The organism is Hartmannibacter diazotrophicus (genome assembly GCF_900231165.1).
GTDB classification, from domain to species: Bacteria; Pseudomonadota; Alphaproteobacteria; order Rhizobiales; family Pleomorphomonadaceae; genus Hartmannibacter; species Hartmannibacter diazotrophicus.
The window spans coordinates 1732574-1753021 of record NZ_LT960614.1 but is presented as its reverse complement, the minus strand read 5'-3'; the positions used below and the strand labels follow the sequence as shown (position 1 = coordinate 1753021).

General features: G+C 63.8%; 18 protein-coding genes and 1 tRNA gene. 10 read left to right on the top strand and 9 right to left on the bottom strand.

Annotated features, from left to right (window positions below):
• Positions 1-273 precede the first annotated feature (273 nt).
• A complete protein-coding gene (uvrA, locus tag HDIA_RS08115) occupies positions 274-3189 on the top strand; it encodes an excinuclease ABC subunit UvrA (RefSeq protein WP_099555711.1) in 2916 nt (971 codons plus the stop codon).
• A 574-nt stretch (positions 3190-3763) separates the two neighbouring features.
• Entirely contained in the window at positions 3764-3913 is a 150-nt protein-coding gene (locus tag HDIA_RS08110) for a DUF1127 domain-containing protein (protein WP_099555710.1), read from the top strand.
• Positions 3914-4171: 258 nt separating this feature from the next.
• Here the strand turns inward: HDIA_RS08110 and HDIA_RS08105 are convergent, their stop codons facing one another.
• A complete protein-coding gene (locus tag HDIA_RS08105; RefSeq protein ID WP_425432928.1) occupies positions 4172-4666 on the bottom strand; it encodes a pyridoxamine 5'-phosphate oxidase family protein in 495 nt (164 codons plus the stop codon).
• A gap of 149 nt (positions 4667-4815) precedes the next feature.
• On the opposite strand from HDIA_RS08105, the gene trmFO reads away from it, so the two are divergent.
• Positions 4816-6234, top strand: coding sequence for a methylenetetrahydrofolate--tRNA-(uracil(54)-C(5))-methyltransferase (FADH(2)-oxidizing) TrmFO (trmFO, locus tag HDIA_RS08100; protein ID WP_099555708.1), 1419 nt, complete (start codon positions 4816-4818; stop codon positions 6232-6234).
• Between the two features lie 71 nt (positions 6235-6305).
• Here trmFO and HDIA_RS08095 read toward each other — a convergent pair whose 3' ends face one another.
• The 5 genes from HDIA_RS08095 to yajC all read right to left on the bottom strand — a co-directional run bounded on the left by HDIA_RS08095 (position 6306) and on the right by yajC (position 10715).
• On the bottom strand, positions 6306-7190 hold the full coding sequence (locus tag HDIA_RS08095; RefSeq protein WP_099555707.1) for a phytoene/squalene synthase family protein: 885 nt from the start codon (positions 7188-7190) through the stop codon (positions 6306-6308).
• A gap of 9 nt (positions 7191-7199) precedes the next feature.
• Positions 7200-7616, bottom strand: coding sequence for an Mth938-like domain-containing protein (locus HDIA_RS08090; protein WP_099555706.1), 417 nt, complete (start codon positions 7614-7616; stop codon positions 7200-7202).
• Between the two features lie 102 nt (positions 7617-7718).
• Complete coding sequence (secF, locus tag HDIA_RS25755; RefSeq protein WP_099555705.1) at positions 7719-8648, bottom strand: protein translocase subunit SecF; 930 nt, start codon at positions 8646-8648, stop codon at positions 7719-7721.
• Between the two features lie 48 nt (positions 8649-8696).
• Positions 8697-10310: a protein translocase subunit SecD gene (gene secD, locus HDIA_RS25750; RefSeq protein WP_099555704.1), complete on the bottom strand. Its 1614-nt coding sequence runs from the start codon at positions 10308-10310 to the stop codon at positions 8697-8699.
• Between the two features lie 69 nt (positions 10311-10379).
• A complete protein-coding gene (gene yajC, locus HDIA_RS08075; protein ID WP_099555703.1) occupies positions 10380-10715 on the bottom strand; it encodes a preprotein translocase subunit YajC in 336 nt (111 codons plus the stop codon).
• A 309-nt stretch (positions 10716-11024) separates the two neighbouring features.
• Between yajC and HDIA_RS08070 the strand changes: the two genes are divergently transcribed.
• A tRNA-Glu gene (locus tag HDIA_RS08070) sits at positions 11025-11099 on the top strand.
• Between the two features lie 69 nt (positions 11100-11168).
• On the opposite strand, the gene HDIA_RS08065 is transcribed toward HDIA_RS08070, so the two are convergent.
• Together HDIA_RS08065 and HDIA_RS08060 are read right to left on the bottom strand one after the other, a co-directional pair.
• Positions 11169-11876: an anti-sigma factor gene (locus tag HDIA_RS08065; protein WP_099555702.1), complete on the bottom strand. Its 708-nt coding sequence runs from the start codon at positions 11874-11876 to the stop codon at positions 11169-11171.
• A complete protein-coding gene (locus tag HDIA_RS08060) occupies positions 11873-12463 on the bottom strand; it encodes a sigma-70 family RNA polymerase sigma factor (protein ID WP_425432927.1) in 591 nt (196 codons plus the stop codon). The genes HDIA_RS08065 and HDIA_RS08060 overlap by 4 nt, the downstream gene beginning before the upstream one ends.
• Positions 12464-12682: 219 nt before the next feature.
• Here HDIA_RS08060 and HDIA_RS08055 point away from each other — a divergent pair, with 219 nt between their 5' ends.
• The 5 genes from HDIA_RS08055 (at position 12683) to HDIA_RS25260 (ending at position 17833) form a co-directional block, all read left to right on the top strand.
• Complete coding sequence (locus HDIA_RS08055; protein WP_099555701.1) at positions 12683-13465, top strand: DUF4394 domain-containing protein; 783 nt, start codon at positions 12683-12685, stop codon at positions 13463-13465.
• 431 nt (positions 13466-13896) lie between these two features.
• The gene (locus HDIA_RS08050; protein WP_099555700.1) at positions 13897-14901 is read left to right on the top strand and encodes an SDR family oxidoreductase; all 1005 of its coding nucleotides are present in this window, start codon (positions 13897-13899) and stop codon (positions 14899-14901) included.
• 43 nt (positions 14902-14944) lie between these two features.
• The gene (locus tag HDIA_RS08045; protein ID WP_099555699.1) at positions 14945-16747 is read left to right on the top strand and encodes a glycoside hydrolase family 15 protein; all 1803 of its coding nucleotides are present in this window, start codon (positions 14945-14947) and stop codon (positions 16745-16747) included.
• 79 nt (positions 16748-16826) lie between these two features.
• On the top strand, positions 16827-17561 hold the full coding sequence (locus tag HDIA_RS08040; RefSeq protein WP_099555698.1) for a DUF4396 domain-containing protein: 735 nt from the start codon (positions 16827-16829) through the stop codon (positions 17559-17561).
• A 110-nt stretch (positions 17562-17671) separates the two neighbouring features.
• Positions 17672-17833 (top strand): hypothetical protein, encoded by a 162-nt coding sequence (locus tag HDIA_RS25260; RefSeq protein ID WP_157775431.1) that lies wholly within the window; start codon positions 17672-17674, stop codon positions 17831-17833.
• A 26-nt stretch (positions 17834-17859) separates the two neighbouring features.
• Here HDIA_RS25260 and HDIA_RS08035 read toward each other — a convergent pair whose 3' ends face one another.
• The gene (locus tag HDIA_RS08035) at positions 17860-18426 is read right to left on the bottom strand and encodes an MgtC/SapB family protein (protein WP_099555697.1); all 567 of its coding nucleotides are present in this window, start codon (positions 18424-18426) and stop codon (positions 17860-17862) included.
• Positions 18427-18596: 170 nt separating this feature from the next.
• Here HDIA_RS08035 and HDIA_RS08030 point away from each other — a divergent pair, with 170 nt between their 5' ends.
• The gene (locus tag HDIA_RS08030; RefSeq protein ID WP_281259984.1) at positions 18597-20441 is read left to right on the top strand and encodes a PHA/PHB synthase family protein; all 1845 of its coding nucleotides are present in this window, start codon (positions 18597-18599) and stop codon (positions 20439-20441) included.
• Positions 20442-20448 lie beyond the last annotated feature (7 nt).

The following is a 20448-nucleotide window of genomic DNA, read 5'->3' as shown; positions in this document are numbered from 1 at the left end:
CGATCTGCCGACACACTTAACACACTCGGACGGCGCGGACGCGCCTTGCGGCTTTTTCTCCACAGGTGGAGGAAAATGCTCGCATCGCAGCATTGTTCCTGATATGTTCCAACAAATGGCACTTGGGCGCGCGCGCGTCCAGCCTATATTTGAGCCGAGCAGATTTTTCTTAAGAGCCTAGCAGCAGGAAACGACCCATCCGGGATGGCGGTTTGACGCCTCGCGGCAAGAGCGTCTTTCGTGCTTGAGGACCCAGGGACAGGACCGAGGCACATGACGGCAGACGAGCGGGTTCGGCAGACGGACAGACACAGGATGATCTCGATCCGTGGCGCGCGGGAGCATAATCTCAAGAATGTCGATCTGGACCTGCCGCGCGACAGCCTCGTGGTGATGACCGGGCTTTCGGGCTCGGGCAAGTCGTCGCTCGCCTTCGACACCATCTACGCGGAAGGCCAGCGCCGCTATGTGGAAAGCCTTTCGGCCTATGCCCGCCAGTTCCTTGAGATGATGCAGAAGCCGGACGTCGACCAGATCGACGGCCTTTCGCCGGCAATTTCCATCGAGCAGAAGACCACCTCGCGTAATCCGCGCTCCACCGTCGGCACGGTCACCGAGATCTACGACTACATGCGCCTGCTCTTCGCGCGCGTCGGCATTCCCTATTCTCCGGCGACCGGCCTGCCGATCGAAAGCCAAACGGTCAGCCAGATGGTCGACCGGGTGATGGCGCTGCCGGAGGGAAGCCGCCTCTACCTGCTCGCCCCCATGGTGCGCGGGCGCAAGGGCGAATACCGCAAGGAACTTGCCGAACTTCAGAAGAAGGGCTTCCAGCGCGTCAAGATCGACGGCACGCTGACGGAGATTGCCGACGCCCCTGCCCTCGACAAGAAGCTGAAGCACGACATCGATGTGGTCGTCGACCGCCTCGTCGTGCGCGACGATATCGCGTCGCGCCTTGCCGACAGTTTCGAGACCGCGCTCGGGCTTGCCGATGGCATTGCCGTCGTCGAGTTCGCAGACAAGACCGACGAAAAGGGCGAAGCGGAGCGGATCATCTTCTCGCAGAAATTCGCCTGTCCCGTTTCCGGATTCACGATCCCGGAGATCGAGCCGCGTCTCTTTTCCTTCAACAACCCCTTCGGCGCCTGCCCGCATTGCGACGGCCTCGGCACGACGCTGCGCTTCGAGGCCGAACTGGTGGTGCCCGACGCCAACCTGTCGCTGAAGGACGGCGCGGTGCTTCCCTGGGCCAAGACCGGCAGCACCTCGCCCTATTATGCGCAGACGCTGGAGGCGATCAGCCGGCACTACAAGGTGTCGATGGCAACCCCCTGGCACAAGCTGCCCGAGGAGGTGCGCGAGACCATCCTCAACGGCTCCGGCCGCGAGGAAATCGAGTTCGTCTATGACGACGGCATGCGCAGCTACCGGACCAGCAAGACCTTCGAGGGCGTCGTCACGAATATCGAGCGCCGCTGGCGCGAGACGGATTCCGACTGGGTGCGGGAGGAGCTGTCGCGCTACCAGTCCGACCATCCTTGCGACTTCTGCGGCGGCTACCGGCTGAAGCCGGAGGCGCTTGCGGTCAAGATCGCGGGGCTGCACATCGGCGAAGTCGGCGAGAAGTCGATCAGGACGGCGGCCGACTGGTTCGAGGTGCTGCCGCCGCTGCTGTCGGACAAGCAGAACGAGATCGCAGGCCGGATTCTCAAGGAAATCCGCGAGCGTCTCAAGTTCCTCAACGACGTCGGCCTCGACTATCTGACGCTGTCGCGCAATTCGGGAACGCTGTCCGGCGGCGAGAGCCAGCGCATTCGCCTCGCCTCGCAGATCGGCTCCGGCCTCACGGGCGTGCTCTATGTGCTCGACGAGCCGTCGATCGGCCTGCACCAGCGCGACAACGACCGGCTCATCGGCACGCTCAAACACCTGCGCGACCTCGGCAACACCGTGATCGTGGTGGAACATGACGAGGATGCCATCCTTGCCGCCGACTATGTCGTCGACGTCGGCCCCGGCGCCGGCGTCCACGGCGGGCGCATCGTCTCGGAAGGCACGCCGGCCGAGGTCATGGCCGATCCGGCCTCGCTGACGGGGCAGTATCTTTCCGGCGTCAGGACCGTTGCGGTCCCGGAAGGCCGGCGCAAGATTTCCAAGCAGAAGCGGCTGAAGGTCTTTGGCGCGCGCGGCAACAACCTGAAGAATGTCGACGTCTCGATCCCGCTTGGCACCTTCACCTGCGTGACGGGCGTTTCCGGCGGCGGCAAGTCCACCTTCCTCGTCGACACGCTGTTCAAGGCGGCCTCGCGCCGGCTCAACGGCTCACGCGAGCAGGCGGCGCCGCATGACCGGATCGAGGGCTTCGAATATCTCGACAAGGTGATCGACATCGACCAGTCGCCGATCGGGCGCACGCCGCGCTCGAACCCGGCGACCTATACCGGCGCCTTCACGCCGATCCGCGAGTGGTTCGCCGGCCTGCCGGAGGCGAAGGCCCGCGGTTACGCACCCGGCCGCTTCTCCTTCAACGTCAAGGGCGGGCGCTGCGAGGCGTGCCAGGGCGACGGCGTCATCAAGATCGAGATGCACTTCCTGCCTGACGTCTACGTCACCTGCGACGTCTGCAAGGGCAAGCGCTACAATCGCGAAACGCTGGACGTCATGTTCCGGGGCAAGTCGATCGCCGACGTGCTCGACATGACCGTCGACGAGGGCGCGGAGTTCTTCTCCGCCGTGCCGGCGGTGCGCGACAAGCTGGAAACGCTTGCCCGCGTCGGGCTCGGCTACGTCAAGGTGGGCCAGCAGGCGACGACGCTGTCGGGCGGCGAGGCGCAGCGGGTGAAGCTTGCCAAGGAACTGGCGAAACGCGCGACGGGGCGAACGCTCTATATCCTCGACGAGCCGACCACGGGCCTGCATTTCCACGATGTCGCCAAGCTGCTCGAGGTGCTGCACGAACTCGTCGACCAGGGCAACAGCATCGTCGTGATCGAGCACAACCTCGAAGTCATCAAGACCGCCGACTGGATCATCGACTTCGGACCGGAAGGCGGCGACGGCGGCGGAACGGTCGTGGCCGAGGGCCGCCCGGAGGACATCGTCGACAACGAGCGCTCGCACACCGCCCGCTACCTCAAGACCATGCTGGAGCGGCGCCCGGAGGGGGCGAGACGGGCAGCCGAATAGGGTGTCCGGATTTGCCCTCACCTGCGGGGGAGCATGGAGAGCCTGTCCCGGCTGATGGGCGACCTGCGCCCATCCTGGGTAAGCCATGCGTCAGAACAGGGTGATTTGCGCCGCAGATGCGCCATCCGGCCTTCGAGAACTAAACGTTTTTAGTTTTTAAACCGATTAGCCCGTTTTCGGCCGGTTTGACGTCCATTTCTTTAAACCGATTTTATCTCGCCTCACGTCCGTTTCATGTTTTTTGTGCGCCGCAATATTGCCCGATTGGTTAGCGCTTGTTAACGCTTCCACCATCAGGCCGACACTTATAACTCTTTGATTTTTAAATCATATCGAAACGAGCATTCATTTGATCGTTTGAAAAAAGATTGCCCGATGGGCGATCCGCGCCGCATTCCCGCCGGCATTTAATTTCGCTATGCAAAATAAACATGCGGGACATGCGCTCACCCCCCTGCCCATGCGGATCCGATGGGACTACATATCTCCTCGACAGACGGCGGCGCAGAAAGTTTTCAAACTGGCGACGACACCCCGTCGATACGGAATTACACGGACCTGAAGGATAACGACCATGTTCGACACCATCGTTAAGAAGTACAACCACTTCGTCAAGTACCAGCAGACCTACAGAGAACTGTCGCAGCTCTCGAACCGTGAGCTTCACGACCTTGGAATCGTCCGCAGCGATATCCGTAACCTTGCTCGTCGCGCTGCGCGCTGAGGTTTTTTAAGCCTTCGTTAAGATCTCAGGCAGATTGTCAACGAAGGACATTGGATCGGGGTTTGAAACAACGCAGGTGACCTCCTCCCCACCTCCGTTCTTCGCCTCGTAAGTCGTGTCGGACCTCCTCCCCTGACACGACGGATCTCCACGGAACCTCCTCCCTCCGTGGTGTCTGATACGCCCACCGGATCTCCTCCCCCGGTGGGCGTTTTTTTGTGCCCAATCCCCTGCACGAAACGCGATGGACGGACCGGCTCAAAGGTCCTCGGGCCGAACCAGATCCGCGTGACCGAATCCCTTCGAGTAGTCGAGAACGGAAATGACGACCGGCTTCACGCGGTAAATGCGAACATCGCTGTGCGTCGGCATCGGAAAGGGCAAGGCCTCGATCCGTTGTTCGGCATATTTGGCGGGCATCATCGCAATGACGCGGTCGGCTTCGGCCGGATCGGTGACGAGTTCGGCGTGGGCTGCCATCGAAAGCCCCTCGATGGCCATCAGATCGGACGTGTCGTGGTCGATGGTCAGCGAAATACGGCTGTCATGGGCAATGTTCCGAGCCTTCTGGCTGTCGAGGCCGCACAGGAAATAGATCGCAAGGCCATCGTTGACGTAGCCGACGGTCGTCGCCTGCGGCCAGCCATCCGGCCGCAAGGTCGCCACCGTCATGATGCGGTGCGCATCCAGAATCGTCATGATTTTCGCTTTGAGTGAGCCGGTCACGAGCGATCTCCTTGTTTGGGCTGTCATTCCGGGGCCGAATACTGCGCCGCCGGTTGCCGGCCGGCATTGACAAGCCTCAAGGCTCCCCATCCTTCCGCGGGCACGCGGCAGTCGCTAGCGGCCGAGCCCTCCGATCGCTCTTGTTGCCGCAGGGCGATACGACTATTTTCCGCGCCATGACAAAACCACTCTACACGCCCTATCACGTGATCGGCGGCGGCCTTGCCGGCTGCGAAGCGGCCACATTCATCGCCAATGCCGGCATTCCCGTCGTCCTGCACGAGATGCGGCCGCTGCGCGAAACCGACGCGCATAGGACCGACAAGCTCGGGGAACTGGTCTGCTCCAATTCCTTCCGGTCCGACGACGCGGAGACGAATGCCGTCGGCCTGCTGCATGCTGAGATGAGGCTCGCCAACTCCCTGCTGATGCGCTGCGGCGACGCCAACCAGGTGCCCGCCGGTGGCGCGCTCGCCGTCGACCGCGAGGGCTTCGCTTCGGCGATGACCGACGCCATCGCCTCGCATCCGCTGATTTCGATCGAGCGCGGTGAGATCGAGGGCCTGCCGCCCGAGGCGTGGGGCAATGTGATCATTGCGACCGGCCCCCTCACCTCGCCGGCCCTGTCGGAGGCCATCGCCCGCACCTGCGGCGAGGAAAGCCTGTCCTTTTTCGACGCGATCGCGCCCATCGTTCATTTCGACAGCATCGACCTGGAGAAGGCCTGGTTCCAGTCGCGCTACGACAAGGTGGGACCGGGCGGCACGGGAAAGGACTACATCAACTGTCCGCTCGACCGGGAGACCTACGAGGCCTTCGTCGCCGGGCTGATCGCCGGCGACAAGACGGCCTTCAAGGATTTTGAGAAGACGCCCTATTTCGACGGCTGCCTGCCGATCGAGGTCATGGCCGAACGCGGCCCGGAGACGCTTCGCCACGGCCCGATGAAGCCGATGGGCCTGACCAACGCACACGAACCGACCGTCAAGCCCTATGCGGTCGTCCAGTTGCGGCAGGACAATGCCCTCGGCACGCTCTACAACATGGTCGGCTTCCAGACGAAGCTGAAATATGCCGAGCAGGTTCGCCTCTTCCGCACCATTCCGGGGCTGGAGAATGCCGAATTCGCGCGCCTTGGCGGCCTTCACCGCAACACGTTCCTGAATTCGCCGAAGGTGCTGGACGAAACGCTCCGGCTGAAGACGCTGCCACGACTTCGTTTCGCCGGCCAGATGACCGGCTGCGAGGGCTATGTGGAATCGGCGGCGATGGGCATGCTCGCCGGCCGTTTCGCCGTCGCCGAGCGGCTCGGCAAGCCGATCCCCGTTCCGCCGCCGACCACCGCCTTCGGCGCGCTTCTGAGCCATATCACCGGCGGGCATCTCGCCGTCGAAGACGGACCCGGCCCGAAATCCTTCCAGCCGATGAACGTCAACTTCGGGCTCTTTCCGCCGATCGAGGTGCCGAAGGTTCCCGGCAAACGGCTGCGGGGCACGGAGAAGTCGATCGCGCGCAAGAAGGCCATGAGCGCCCGCGCGCTTGGCGACATCAAGAGCTGGCTTGGGGCGCTCGACCTGCCATCGCTGGCGGCCTGACGGGAATTGTCCAAGGATAGGGTCGGCCATTCCCGGCCGGCCCGAGATACCTGACAGATCGATTCAACTTATCAGAAGAACGCCTTGTTCCGACGCGCTTTTCCAGCGGCTCGCCAAAGCACCCACTGGCGTTTCCACTGGGCCGTGTCGGCCACCGGTTCAAAGGGCGGGGCCGCTTCCATGCCTCTCAGCCAGAGCGGCACGAGCGCCAGCGGCAGGTAAGCCGCCTTGATGGCCGTTGGAGCCTTGGCCAAGGCCTCCCTTGCGGCATCGAGGTGCATGCGCGCCCGCTCGCGCAGGTCGGCCAGGGCGATGCGCAGACCCGCGCTGTCGTTGCCCTGCCTCATGTCCGCCTCGGAGACGCCGGCGCCTGCCAGAACATCGAGCGGCAGGAAAATCTGGCCGCGCCTTGCGTGAAGCGGCAGGGCCCGCATCAGCCCGGTGAGCGCATAGGCGACCCCGGCATGGCCCGAGGCGTCCGCCGTGCCCGGATCCTCTCCTCGTGCAAGGACGAGCGCCGCAAGCTGAAACAAGGCCGACTGGGTTTCCCCCGCATATCCCTCGAGACTGTGCAGCGAAGGCATCGGATCGTCGTAGAGATCGAAGGTTCGCGCATCGATCAGGTCGAGCAGCGGACGTACCGGCAGCCTGCGCTCGGCAAGGGTCGCCTTGAGAGACATCAGGACGGGATGGCCGAAGGCGCCCCTCTCCTCCGTCTCCAGCGCGTCGCGCCACCACTGCAGCCGGATTTCGCCAGGCATCGCCTCGTGCACGACATCGCGAATCCGGGCGATCTCGTTGCTGAAGGCATAAAGCGCGTGGAGATGCGGCCGGTCGGCCTCGGGAGCGAACATCGAGGCGAGCCAGCGGTCGCGGTCGTCCCGGCGCAGCACGGCCTCGCACTCGGCCCTTGCGGCGGCAAGGCCTTCATCGGGGATGTCCGGCTCCACGTGCATCGGACCCGCTCACTCGACGGCCAGAAGAGCTGCGGCAACGGCACGCCCTTCGCCGAGGAGGATATTGTAGGTGCGGATCGCCGCTCCCGTCGACATCACGTCGATCCGGATGCCGTGGTCGCCAAGGCCCAACCGCAGTGAAGCGGGCGGCGGGACGAGGTCGCGTCCGCTGCCATAAAGCAGCAGTTCCACCTCGCCGGCATCGGCAACGAGAGGTTCCAGCGACTCCATCGTGACGTCCGATGGCATGGAGACCGCCCAGCCGTAGATGCCGCTTGGCAGGCAGAGAAGCGAACCGCGATGGGACATGCCGGCAAAGCGAAATCCGCCGTCACCATAGGCGTCCACCGGCGCCCTGCCGGGAAAATGCGCGTCGCGACGAACGATGTCCTGCGGCGTGCCTCGTCCCCGATATCCCGAAGTCATGCGATCGCTCCGCTCACAGCCTTCCCGCCGGTCCTGCCCGCACCGAAGTCATGCCCCGGAACCGATCTCACGGCCCGGGCCGATCGGGCAGCCTCGACCGGGTCAGGCCTGCTTCGGTTCGCTGGCCGGGGCATTCTCGCCGGTTCTCTGCAGGCCGAAGATGATCAGCACCGGAGAGGCAATGAAAATGGACGAATAGGTGCCGATCGCAACGCCGAAGATCATCGCGATCGTGAAGGACCGGATGACCTCCCCGCCGAAGATGAAGAGGGCAATCAGCGCGATCAACGTCGTCAGCGACGTCATGGTGGTTCGGGTGAGCGTCTGGTTGATCGACAGGTCGATCAGCTCCGTAAGCGGCATCTTCTTGTATTTCCGCCGCATTTCCCGGATGCGGTCATAGACGACCACGGTGTCGTTCAACGAATAGCCGACAATGGTCAGGACCGCCGCGATGGATGTCAGATTGAACTCGATCTGCAGCAGCGCGAAAAGACCGATGGTCATAATCACGTCGTGCATCGTGGCGATGATCGCACCGAGGCCGTACTGCCATTCGAAGCGGAACCAGATGTAGATCAGGATCGCGATCAGGGACGCGCCGACGGCCATCGTGCCGGCCCGGGCCAGTTCGCCCGAAACGCGCGGCCCCACGACCTCGACGCGGCGGTAGTTGACCTCTTCGCCGAAGGCATCCTTGATCTTCTCGACGGCCGCCTGCTGGGCGGCGTCGCCACCCTCCTGACGCACGACGCGGATGAGCACGTCGTCCGCCTTGCCGAACTCCTGCACCTGCACCTCGCCGAGGCCGAGATCGCCGAGGCGGGCGCGAATCGACGCGAGATCCGCCGGACCTTCCTTGGTCTGGATCTCGATCATCGTGCCGCCTTCGAAGTCGATGCCGTAGTTCATGCCCTTGACGGCAAAAAGGCCCAGTGCCGCGATGCTGGCGATCAGGGAGATGGCAAAGACGATCTTCCGGATCCGCATGAAGGGGATCTTGGTATCGTCCGGGATCAGTTTCAGCAGCATGCTGCTCCTCGCTGGCAAGCGTCTGTCGGGCTCGCCGACTTTCAAGTCTCAGATCGGCACGACGGCCGGACGGCGGCGACGCACCCAGATGGCGATGATCAGCCGCGTCACGGTGAAGGCCGTGAAGATGGAGGTGAAGATGCCGACCGCGAGCGTGACCGCGAAGCCCTTCACCGGGCCCGAGCCGAGTTGGAACAGGATCACGGCCGCGATCAGCGTCGTGATGTTGGAGTCCATGATCGTGCCGAGGGCGCGCGAGAAGCCGGCATCGATCGCCGGAATGGCCGACCGACCGCCCCGCTGTTCCTCGCGAATGCGTTCATAGATCAGCACGTTGGCGTCGACGGCCATGCCCATGGTGAGCACGATACCGGCAATGCCCGGCAGCGTCAGCGTCGCACCAAGAAGGGTCAGCGTGGCGAAAATCAGCATCACGTTGATCGCCAGGGCGATGTTGGCGAAGACGCCGAGAAGGCCGTAGCCGGCGATCATGAAGATGACGACAGCGGCCGCGCCGATGTAGGAGGCCATCTTGCCGGCTTCGATGGAGTCGGCGCCAAGGCCCGGCCCGACCGTCCGCTCCTCGACAACCTCCAGCTTGGCCGGCAACGCACCCGCGCGCAGCAGAACGGCGAGGTCGTTGGCGCTTTCGACGGTGAAGTTGCCGGAAATCTGTCCGGCGCCGCCGGTGATCGGCTCGCGGATAACCGGGGCCGAAATGACCTGGTTGTCCAGCACGATGGCGAAGGGCCGGTTGACGTTGCGGGTCGTGACGTCGGCGAAGGTGCGGGCGCCGGCGGTCGTCAGCGTGAAGGAGACGAGCGGCTCGTTGGACTGCTGATCGAAGGCCGCGCGAGCGTCCTTCAGGTCCTCGCCGGTGAGCAGCGGCACTTCCTCGACGAGGTAGGGCGGGCCGCCGGGCTCGGCCGACTGGAGAACCTCCGTGCCGACGGGCGGGCGCGTCCTCAACGCCTCCTCGGCCGACATGGACGAGTCGACGAGATGGAAGGAGAGCTGCGCCGTCTGGCCGATGAGCGACTTCAGACGCTCCGGATCCTTTTCGCCGGGCGCCTCGACCAGGATGCGGTCGTCGCCGTTCTTCTGGATTGATGGCTCGGTCGTGCCGATTTCGTCGACGCGGCGACGGATGACCTCGATGGACTGGGCCACGACGGTCGACAGCCGCTGCGTCAGGCCCGTCTCGGTCATGTCGAGCCGCAGAAGGCCGTCGCCCTTGTCGCTGAAGGCGAATTCGTTGACACCGGTGCCGCCGAGAACGCCCTGATCGAGCGGGTTCAGCAACTCGTTGAGACGCTTCGTTGCCTCTTCGACCTGCGCCGTGTCTCGAACGCGAACCTGAACGCCCTGCCCGTTGACGCCGAGGCCGGTATAGCCGACGCGCGGCTCCTGGCGCAGCGCCGTGCGCACCTCGTTCTCCAGCGTCTTCAAGCGCTTGGAAACATAGTCCTGCTTGTCGACCTCATAGAGGAGATAGACGCCGCCCTGAAGGTCGAGGCCGAGCACGATCTGCCGGGAGGGCAGGAAACTCGGCCAGTCCGCTTTCAACGTGTCTGACGACAGAAAATTCGGAATGTTGATCAGGACACCGGCCAGAATGACCAGCGAGATCAGAATCACCTTCCAGCGGGCGAAATAGAGCATTGTGACCTCTTGGCGCCCGGCCAGATCAACCCGGCGCGTCGTGTCGCCGCCGCTCGGGCGGCAACCACATTATTCCTTGACCGGTTCACCCTTGGAGCGCAGCTCCGAAACATAGTTGCGCGCGACGCGCAGCTTGGCGCCCTCGCCCACATCCAGCAGAAGCTCGCTGTCGTCGATGACCTTCGAGACCTTGCCGATAACACCGCCGGCCGTGACGATCGTATCGCCCCGGCGGATGTTCTTCAGCATCTCCTGATGGTCCTTCTGCTTCTTGCGCTGAGGACGGATGATCAGGAAGTACATGATCACGAAAATGAGGAGGAACGGGACAAGCTGGACCACTTGCGCCAATGGGCCTGCCGCGGCGGCACCTGCGTCCTGCGCGAAGGCTGGCGTAATGAACATGTCTCTTCTCCTGAAACTGCGGCAAGGCTCAGGCCGGGGGCCTGCAACGTTACGAAGCCCGGACGAGCCGGGCCGGATGACTGATTCAAGACCGGCGATGAACGGCCAGCCAAAAGCGCGCGGACTATAAACGGGCCTGTCGCAATTGCAAACGGAGATCTGTGGCTTTTTCCAGCCAACTTCCAATGCCTGGCCGCTTCCCAAACGAGCCGGCGGACCGACTTTGCCGGCCGCGCCGGCAAAGGGGAAAAATTCCGCAAAGACCGCTTGCTCTCCTGCGCGAAGCCCACTATAAGCCAGCCCCGTTGGGCGGCCTTCGTCTATCGGTTAGGACACTAGCCTTTCACGCTGGAGAGACGGGTTCGATTCCCGTAGGCCGTACCACCCAACATTCCTCCAAAGCTTGCTTCCATTGCCCTCCGCGAACGGCCGAACGCGCTTGTTTCGTGCGATCTACCGCGGCATGCGGGCAAGCCCCTTGGCAAGGACCGGCCCGGTCGGGCGTCCTGTCGGCGAACCGCCTGCCTGTTCCAGCGTGATCTCGTAGAGCTGGGCATCATGCGGGCGCGGCAGGGCCGGCCCCTTCAGAATCGATGAGCCATCGCCCTTCAAGAGGCCCAGAGAGACCGGGCCCGTGTCCTGGTCTGGCAGCGTCCAGACCTGCATGGTTCGCCCGTCCGGGACCTGGATATCGGCCAGAACGCTGACGCTGGCGCGCTCGTTGCCATAGTCCTCGACGATGGCCTGAGGCTCGCCCGCCGCATTGACGAGAACCGCGATGACAACCGGCTCCGGCTTCGTCGTGAGCGTCCAGCCAAGGCCGACAGCCAGAAGGAGGCATGCGGCCATCGAGGCCATGGCGAGACTGCGCCAGACCGGCTGACGATTGTCGTTGGCCGGCGCCCGATCCGTTGCCGTGGCCCGCGTTGCGTCGCGCTGAGGCAGATTCGCGGCGATGCGATCCCAGAGTTCCTCGCCCGCCGCCTTCGGCTCGACACTCTCGTCCAGTGGCAGGAATCGGTCGCGGCTTGCGGCCACCGCGTCGCGCAGGCGTGCGTCGGCCGCCATCTCCCGCTCCAGATCTGCGGCTTCGGCCGGATCGAGCAGGCCGAGGACGTATTCGTCCGCCAGCCGTGGCACGTCATTTTCCGGGATCGTCATGCCATGCACTCCCGCAGGGCCGACAGTCCGCGCCTTATCCACGATTTCGCCGTGCCCAGCGGCAGCTTCAGGCGACCGGCAATCTCGCCGTGGGTGTAGCCGCAGACATAGGCCATCAGGATCGACCGGCGGCGGATTTCATCGAGTTGCGCCAGACATTCGCGCAGGCGGCTGTCGCGATCGAGGCGATGCCAGGAGGCCAGCAGTTCCTCCAGCTGACCGCCATCCTGCAATGCCTCCATCCGATCGTCGGAGACAAGGTCCTCGCGCCGGCCATCGCGCAGCATGTTGAGCGACCGGTTGCGGACAACGGCATAGATCCAGCCGCGCGCCGACCCCCTGCCCGGTTCGTACTGGTCGGCCCGGCTCCAGATCTGGATGAACCCGTCCTGCACGGCCTCCTCCGCGAGTTCCCGGCGACGCAGGATTCGTTCCGCGACGGCCAGGAGCCGGGGCGCCTCGGTCTCGTAGATATGGCGAAGGCCGGCACGCTCGCCGCGGGCGCAGGCCGCAAGTGCGGTCTCCAGACTGTCCATCAGCATATGACCGGCATTCTGCGATGCCTCTCCTTCCATGACCATCTTCATCGGGTATCCCACAGATGTCGTGACCGATCCACGGTTCGATTGTCCGGTCGACTTCCCCACTACGGATACTCGCGAGGACGCCGGCTGGATGCACGAACCGAAAAATTTTTTCGGCGTCGCTGCATCCAAACCCATATCGCCGGGTGTCTTCCCTTTGAGACGCACCGTGCCCAACGCACGGCGATGCGCTCGAACGACAACAGAACAGGGAAGACCATCATGAAAGCCGCTCATTCCATTCTGATCGCCTCCAGCATGCTGTTCGCGACCTCCGCAAGCGCCGCCCCGGTGCTGGGCCTTACGGGCGACAAGACGCTGGTCCTGTTCGACACCGACAAGCCGGCGGTGTCGAAATCCATGGAGGTGAAGGGCGTCGACAAGCTGGTCGGGATCGACTTCCGCCCCGCCAACAAGACGGTGATCGGCGTGACGCCGGATCACAAGATCGTCTGGATCGACCCGGCGACCGGCGTTGCGAGCGAAGTCGCGACCATGGACAAGATGCTGCCGATGACGGAAGCGCCGGTCGTCGTCGACTTCAACCCGATGGCTGACAGGCTCCGGTTCATGACCGGCACCACCAATCACCGCGTCCATCCGGATACCGGCGCCGTCACGGTCGACGGATCCCTCGCCTTCCAGGACGGCGACATGCACAAGGGCGAAATGCCGAACACGGTGGCTGCCGCCTACATCAACTCGGTCGGCAAACCGGAGAAGACGGCGATGTACAACATCGACGCCACGATCGGCGCGCTGATCCAGCAGACCAAGCCGAATGACGGGACGCTGAGCGCCATCGGCAAACTCGGCATTTCCGACATGCCGGCGACCTATGCCTTCGATATCCATGCCATGGAAGTCGGCAAGAACACCGCCTATCTGGTCGCCAACAAGACGCTCTACACCGTCAGCCTCGAAAGCGGTGCCGCCACGGAAATCGGCATGATCGGCGGTCTCGACGGCGACGTCAGGGACATCACGGTCCTGCCCGTCATGTAAAGACGGGCACGCCGTCCGGCCGCACCGGAGGACACCGAAGAGGAACCAAACGCCTCCGTTTCCGTTTTCAGTTTCATCTGAGATGACGGACGGAGGAAAACATGGGTCGCGGACTTCTTCTTTGGCTGGTCGGCATTCCACTGCCGGTTATTCTTGTTCTCTGGCTGCTGGGCTTCCTGCACTGACAGGTCGGACGAATTCGAAATTCATGCTCCGGATCGAGACATGCTCGGTCCGGAGCATTTCTTTTTGGGGTTGGCCGCCGGAGGCGAGTATCCCGATGCGATCGTCTCGCCTCTCCACCCGACCGTCCTGTTGTTTGCGACAGTCCAATTTGTGTAACAGAACTGTTTCGGAACCATATTCCTGACCCGATTGTTCACTGGGCGAACCCATGGATCGCCCTTTTTCGTCTCAGGAGCCGAATTGCCGTGTCTCAGCAACTCACCGGTCGAACCGTCGTCATCACCGGCGCCAGTGCAGGCGTCGGCCGCGCCACCGCTCTGGAAGTCGCAAGGCGCGGCGCAAGGGTCGGCCTGATCGCCCGCGACCGGCAGGCGCTTGCGGACGTGCAGCGGGAAATCGCCGCCATGGGGGCGAAGGCAGCCTTTCAGGCCGTCGACGTGACCGATGCGGATGCCCTCCGGGCTGCGGCCGAGGCCCTGGAGCTGGAACTTGGCCCGATCGACATCTGGATGAACGACGCCATGGTCACCGTCTTCTCGCCGGTCGAGAAGATCACGCCGGAGGAATTCGCCCGCGTGACCGAGGTCGACTATCTCGGCTTCGTGCACGGCACGATGGCGGCGTTGGCGCAGATGCGAAAGCGCGACAAGGGGCTGATCATCCAGATCGGATCGTCCCTTGCCTATCGCGGCATCCCCCTGCAGGCCGCCTACTGCGGCGCCAAGCATGCCATTCGCGGCTTCACCAATTCGCTGCGCACCGAACTCATCCGCGACAAGAGCGGCATCCGGCTCACCATGGTCGAATTGCCGGCGGTCAACACGCCGCAATTCGACTGGGCGCGGACGCATTTCGGCCTTGAGCCCCGGCCCGTCGCGCCGGTCTTCCAGCCAGAGGCCATCGCCCGGGCGATAGCCGGCATCGCCCAGCGGCCGGGAAGAGAGCATATCCTCGGGTTCAGCTCGGTCCTCGTGATCCTCGGCAACATGATCCTTCCGTCGTTTCTCGACCGCTACCTTGCAAGGAACGCCTACGATGGTCAGATGAGGAAGACGCCAGTTTCGGAAGACCGGCGCGACAACCTGTTCGCACCGGTCACGGAGTTGCACCGCACGCGCGGCGCCTTCAGCGACGAAGCGGCCGACGAGGTCACCATTTGGCCAGGAACGGCAGTGCGCCTTGTCGCGGCCGGAGGCGGACTTCTGATCGCCTTCGCTCTCGGCCTCCTGGTCGCTTCCCTTCTCACCTAGCCCCTGCCCCTGCACACCCTCCCGGAACAACAAGAGCAATGCCATGACCCTTCGCATCGACGACTATGCCCTCATCGGCGATTGCCGTTCGGCCGCCCTTGTGGGGCGCAATGGCTCGATCGACTGGCTTTGCTGGCCGAATTTCGATTCGGAGGCCTGCTTCGCCGCGCTCCTCGGCGACGAGGACAACGGGCATTGGCAAATCGGGCCGCGCGGCGACGGGGCAAGGACGACGCGGCGTTATCGGCCCGACACCCTCATTCTGGAAACGGAGTTCGAGACCGAAACGGGGCGGTGCCGGGTGACCGACTTCATGCCCGAGGACGGCGGCATTGCCAATCTGGTGCGGATCGTCACGGGCCTCGAGGGCCACGTCGACCTGCGCATGGATCTCGTGATCCGCTTCGACTACGGGCGGCTCGTTCCCTGGGTCAGTCTCGGCGAGGACGGGCTGATCGCCATCGCGGGCCCGGATCTTCTGGTCCTGCGCACACCGGTGGAACACCATGGCGAGGATTTCAGCACCGTTGCCGAATTCACCGTGACCGAGGGCGACGAAATTCCCTTCGTCCTCAGCCACGGCGCCTCTCATCTGGCGCCCCCTCCCGTCCTCGACTGGAAACAAGCCCTCGACGAGACGGACCGTCGCTGGCGCGACTGGGCCGGCCAGTGCAACTACGAAGGCCCATGGCGCGACATCGTGGTGCGGTCGCTCATCACCCTGAAGGCACTCACATTCTCACCCACCGGGGGCATGGTCGCGGCGCCGACGACATCCTTGCCGGAAGAGTTCGGCGGCGAGCGCAACTGGGACTACCGCTTCTGCTGGCTGCGCGATGCGACCTTCGTCCTGCTGGCGCTGATGCAGGCCGGCTATCAGGACGAAGCCAGCGCCTGGCGCGGCTGGCTCGTGCGTGCGGTCGCGGGGCTGCCCTCGCAGCTGCAGCCGATCTATTCCATCACCGGCGACCACCGGCTCGACGAGAGGATCATTCCCTGGCTCGGCGGCTTTGCGGGCTCCAAGCCCGTCCGGATCGGGAACGATGCCTACGCCCAGACGCAGCTCGATGTTTTTGGCGAGGTGCTCGACGCGCTGCACCACGCGCGGCGCAAGGATCTGACTCCCGACGAGACGAGTTGGGCGCTGCAGAAAAAGCTCCTGCGCCACCTGGAGACACTCTTCGACTCCAAGGACCGCGGCATCTGGGAATCGCGCGGACCGGAACAGCACTTCACCTATTCCAACGTCATGATCTGGGTTGCCTTCGACAGGGCGGTTGCAGCGGTCGAGGAATACGGCCTGGAAGGCCCCGTCGAGCACTGGCGCCGCCTTCGCGACGAAAAGCACCGCGAAATCTGCGAGAAGGCCTTCGATGCGGAACAAAACACCTTCGTGCAGGCTTACGGATCACCACGTCTGGATGCGGCGCTGCTCCTTCTGCCGCTGGTCGGTTTCGTCGACGCGAAAGATCCGCGCATGGTCGGAACGGTGAAAGCGATCGAAAGCCGGCTGATGTGGAATGGCTACATCCGGCGCTACGACAATGATGACGGGGCCGACGGCCTGTCGGGCAAGGAGGGCGTCTTCCTTGCCTGCACCTTCTGGTACATCGACAACCTGATCCTCCAGGAGCGGCGCGCCGATGCCAAGGAATGCTTCGAGCGGCTCCTCGCGCTGTGCAACGACGTCGGCCTCCTGTCGGAGGAATTCGATGTCGAAGCCAACGAGATGCTGGGCAATTTCCCGCAGGCGCTTTCCCATCTGGCGCTGATCGGCACCGCCTTCAACTTCATGACATTCGACGGTCCGGCCAGGGAACGGCCCAAGCTCGCAGCCGACGAATAGACATCGAACGGCATTCATCCGTTCAAGACGCCCACGCCAATCGAGCAAAAGGATCCGCAACCGCACGGAGGACTTCCCCATGATTCCCACCTGGCTGCATGTTCTTTCCATCCTGATGCTGTTGCTCGGCCTTGCCTGCGCCATCTGGATCGCGCGCGATGAATTCCGGTATCCGCAGCCCATGTGGATCATGAACGCCGTCTGGCCGATCACGGCGCTCTTCGGAACGGTCTTCGTTCTTTGGTTCTATCTCGCCTATGGCCGGGCAAAGACGCACGACACGGCCATGGCCGACATGGGCGAAGGCACCATGCATTCGCATCATGCCGGGACGCCGTTTCCGATCATGGTGGTGAAGGGCGCGCTCCACTGCGGCAGCGGCTGCACGCTCGGCGACATCATCGCCGAGGGCCTTGCCTTCTCCGTTCCGGTTGTCGCCGTCTGGTTCGGCTGGCAGCATCTCTTTGCGGAAAAGATTTTTGCGGTCTGGATCCTCGATTTCATCCTCGCCTTCGGCTTCGGCGTTCTCTTCCAGTATTTCACCATCAAGCCGATGCGGAACCTGTCCGTCGGTGAAGGGATCCGCGAAGCCATCAAGGCCGATGCCCTGTCGCTGGCCGCCTGGCAGGTGGGCATGTACGGGGTGATGGCCGTCGGCCAGTTTCTCGTCTTCCAGCCGCTCTACGGCTCGATGCTGGAGGCCTCCGACCCTGCGTTCTGGTTCCTGATGCAGATCGCCATGCTGGCGGGGCTGGCGACCAGCTATCCGGTGAACTGGTGGCTGATCAGGTCGGGCATCAAGGAGCCGATGTAGGCGGAACCATGCCCGTGGCGGCGCGTTCGGCTCGTAGGTGCATCCCGCTCGCGGCTCCCGGTGGAGCCGGCGGCAGCACCTTGCGACCAACAAGCGAAAGGATCGGAGACATGCTCGAAGATCAGAACCGCCCCGCAGAGGACGAGCCGGTTGTCATCACCGAAACCGAGGCGAAACAGGGGGTTGAATTGCACCGCATGCGCCATGTGCTGTGGATCAGCACGGCTGGCGCGGCCGTGGTCCTGGGACTCTTCGCCCTGACATACGCCTGACGACGACATACGCTTGGCGACCGGCCTTATTCCTCCGGGGTCGGCCGGCTCGGCGGCCGATGGCCCGCCGAGCGCCCTCGATGGGAGCCTTTCAGCGTTTTCTCCTGCAATTCCGTATCGTGGCGGTCGAGGCGGGCTTCGACCATGCGCAACACACCCAGCACGGCGTAGCCAAGCCCCGTCGCCATGATGGCGATAACGTAAAGGCCAAGCCCCACGGCGAGGCCGATGATCGCCGCGAGCCACATGCCGGCCCCGGTCGTGAGGCCGAAGACATGGCCTTTCGAATAGATGATGAGGCCGGCCGCAAGGAACGCCACGCCCGAAACGACAGCACCGATGAGCCTGCCCGCATCCAGACGAAAGGCGTCTGTCGCGAAGGCGGGAAGGTGGCCGATTTCGATCATCACCATGGCCGCCGTCGCTGACGCCAGTGCAATGAGGATATGCGTCCGCAATCCGGCGGAGAGCCTGTGGCGCTCCCTCTCCAGACCCAGGATGGACCCAAGCACGACCGCCAGCACCATGCGGCAGGCGGCGACCGCCACGGGAAGGAAGGTCGGATGGGTGATGTCAGCCCAAATGTCCTGCATAAGCCTGTTCCCAACTCCCGCCCCGATCGCCGCCTGCACCGGCTGACGCGCGCCTGCCACAGAAAGCTATTATTCCATGGCCCTGCCATTGCTCGTTTGCGCCGGATCAATGCCGCACCGCAGCGAACTCACTAGGATTGTTGTCAGTCCTTGCCGCTTGCAGAGGTTCAATGATGAGTGCCCAATCCGTCGTGCCCGTGGAGACCAAGCCTGTCGCCACGGTGAAACTCGTTGAACACCATCATTCGCCGGTCTCCACCATCGGGGTGGACGGGACTGACAATCCGGACATCGACGGCGGGTTCCGGACGCTCGACCACTTCGCGAGCGCAGCCGTCGCCCGGGCGACCTTCGGGCTCTCGCCCGCGGCCCTGATGCTGGCTTTCGCCGACTGGAGCATCCATCTTGCCGCGGCGCCTGGCAAGCAGGCCGAACTCGCGACCAAGACCCTTCGCAAGTGCCGGCGCCTTGCCACGCATCTTGTGGAGACGGCGATCAATCCGAATGCCCCGGACTGCATCTGCCCCCTGCCCAGCGATCATCGCTTCGACAGCCCCGCGTGGAGAGGGCAGCCCTACCGGTCCTACATGCAGGCCTTTCTGCTGACGCAGCAATGGTGGCACAAGGCGACAACCGGCGTGCCGGGTGTCGCGCCCCACCACGAGGACGTCGTCGCCTTCGCCGCGCGCCAGTGGCTGGACATGCTGTCGCCCAGCAACAACCCCTTCACCAATCCCGACGTGATGCAGCGGACGATGGAAAAGGGCGGCCTCAATCTCGTCGACGGCATGCGCAACTTCATTGAGGATGCGAGCCGTGTTCTTCTCAAGGAACAGCCGGTCGGAAGCGAGGGCTTCAAGGTCGGCGAGACGGTCGCCGTGACGCCCGGCAAGGTCGTCTACCGCAATCACCTCATGGAACTCATCCAGTATGAACCGACGACCAAGACGGTTCACGCCGAGCCGGTGCTGATCGTCCCGGCCTGGATCATGAAGTATTATATTCTTGATCTTTCTCCGGAAAATTCGCTTGTCCGCTATCTCGTCAGCCGCGGCCACACGGTCTTCTGCATATCCTGGCGCAATGTCACCGAGGAAGATCGGGAGCTGTCGCTGGAGGACTACCGGCGTCTGGGCGTGATGGCGGCCATCGACGCCATCGGCCGGATCGTCCCCGACCGGAAGGTCCACGCCGCCGGCTACTGCCTCGGCGGCACGCTGCTTTCCATCGCCGCCGCCGCGATGGCCGAAGTCGGCGACGACCGGCTTGCCTCGATGACGCTCTTTGCCGCCCAGACCGACTTCACCGAACCGGGCGAGTTGCAGCTCTTCATCGACGACAGCCAGGTGCAATTCCTGGAAAGCATGATGTGGGAGCATGGCACGCTCGACTCCAGCCAGATGGCCGGTGCCTTCCAGCTCTTGCGCTCCAACGACCTCGTCTGGTCGCGCATCGTCCACGACTACATGATGGGCGAGCGCACGCCGATGAACGACCTGATGGCCTGGAACGCCGATGCCACACGCATGCCCTACCGGATGCATTCGGAGTATCTGCGCAAGCTCTTCCTCTCCAACGACCTGGCGTCGGGGCGCTACGAGGTCAACGGCCGCCGGATCGCCCTGCAGAACATCCGCGCCCCGGTCTTCTGCGTCGGCACGGAGCGCGATCATGTCGCGCCGTGGCGCTCGGTCTACAAGATCCATTACCTGACCGAGACCGACATCACCTTCGTGCTGACGAGCGGCGGCCACAATGCCGGCATCGTCAGCGAGCCGGGCCATCCGCACCGCCATTTCCACATGGCCGAGATGAAGGCGGACGACCTTCACCACAGCGCCGACGAATGGCTGGAGATCAGTCCGGTCCACGAGGGATCGTGGTGGCCGGCCTGGGCCGACTGGCTCGCGGCCCGTTCTTCCGACGGGCAGATCGCACCGCCGACGATGGGTGCACAGGACAAGGGCCTGCCGCCGCTGCAGGATGCACCCGGATCCTATGTTCTCCAGCAATAAGGCGGCG

Excerpts from the sequence above, each read along its gene's own strand:
- trmFO (WP_099555708.1), top strand. The coding sequence starts at position 4,816 with ATGACAAAACCACTCTACACGCCCTATCACGTGATCGGCGGCGGCCTT.
- HDIA_RS08095 (WP_099555707.1), bottom strand. The coding sequence starts at position 7,190 with ATGCACGTGGAGCCGGACATCCCCGATGAAGGCCTTGCCGCCGCAAGG.
- HDIA_RS08030 (WP_281259984.1), top strand. The coding sequence starts at position 18,597 with ATGATGAGTGCCCAATCCGTCGTGCCCGTGGAGACCAAGCCTGTCGCC.
- secF (WP_099555705.1), bottom strand. The coding sequence starts at position 8,648 with ATGCTGCTGAAACTGATCCCGGACGATACCAAGATCCCCTTCATGCGG.
- HDIA_RS08090 (WP_099555706.1), bottom strand. The coding sequence starts at position 7,616 with ATGACTTCGGGATATCGGGGACGAGGCACGCCGCAGGACATCGTTCGT.
- secD (WP_099555704.1), bottom strand. The coding sequence starts at position 10,310 with ATGCTCTATTTCGCCCGCTGGAAGGTGATTCTGATCTCGCTGGTCATT.
- HDIA_RS08035 (WP_099555697.1), bottom strand. The coding sequence starts at position 18,426 with ATGCAGGACATTTGGGCTGACATCACCCATCCGACCTTCCTTCCCGTG.
- HDIA_RS08105 (WP_425432928.1), bottom strand. The coding sequence starts at position 4,666 with ATGACAGCCCAAACAAGGAGATCGCTCGTGACCGGCTCACTCAAAGCG.
- HDIA_RS08045 (WP_099555699.1), top strand. The coding sequence starts at position 14,945 with ATGACCCTTCGCATCGACGACTATGCCCTCATCGGCGATTGCCGTTCG.
- HDIA_RS25260 (WP_157775431.1), top strand. The coding sequence starts at position 17,672 with ATGCTCGAAGATCAGAACCGCCCCGCAGAGGACGAGCCGGTTGTCATC.
- HDIA_RS08110 (WP_099555710.1), top strand. The coding sequence starts at position 3,764 with ATGTTCGACACCATCGTTAAGAAGTACAACCACTTCGTCAAGTACCAG.
- HDIA_RS08055 (WP_099555701.1), top strand. The coding sequence starts at position 12,683 with ATGAAAGCCGCTCATTCCATTCTGATCGCCTCCAGCATGCTGTTCGCG.
- HDIA_RS08060 (WP_425432927.1), bottom strand. The coding sequence starts at position 12,463 with ATGAAGATGGTCATGGAAGGAGAGGCATCGCAGAATGCCGGTCATATG.
- HDIA_RS08065 (WP_099555702.1), bottom strand. The coding sequence starts at position 11,876 with ATGACGATCCCGGAAAATGACGTGCCACGGCTGGCGGACGAATACGTC.
- HDIA_RS08040 (WP_099555698.1), top strand. The coding sequence starts at position 16,827 with ATGATTCCCACCTGGCTGCATGTTCTTTCCATCCTGATGCTGTTGCTC.
- uvrA (WP_099555711.1), top strand. The coding sequence starts at position 274 with ATGACGGCAGACGAGCGGGTTCGGCAGACGGACAGACACAGGATGATC.
- yajC (WP_099555703.1), bottom strand. The coding sequence starts at position 10,715 with ATGTTCATTACGCCAGCCTTCGCGCAGGACGCAGGTGCCGCCGCGGCA.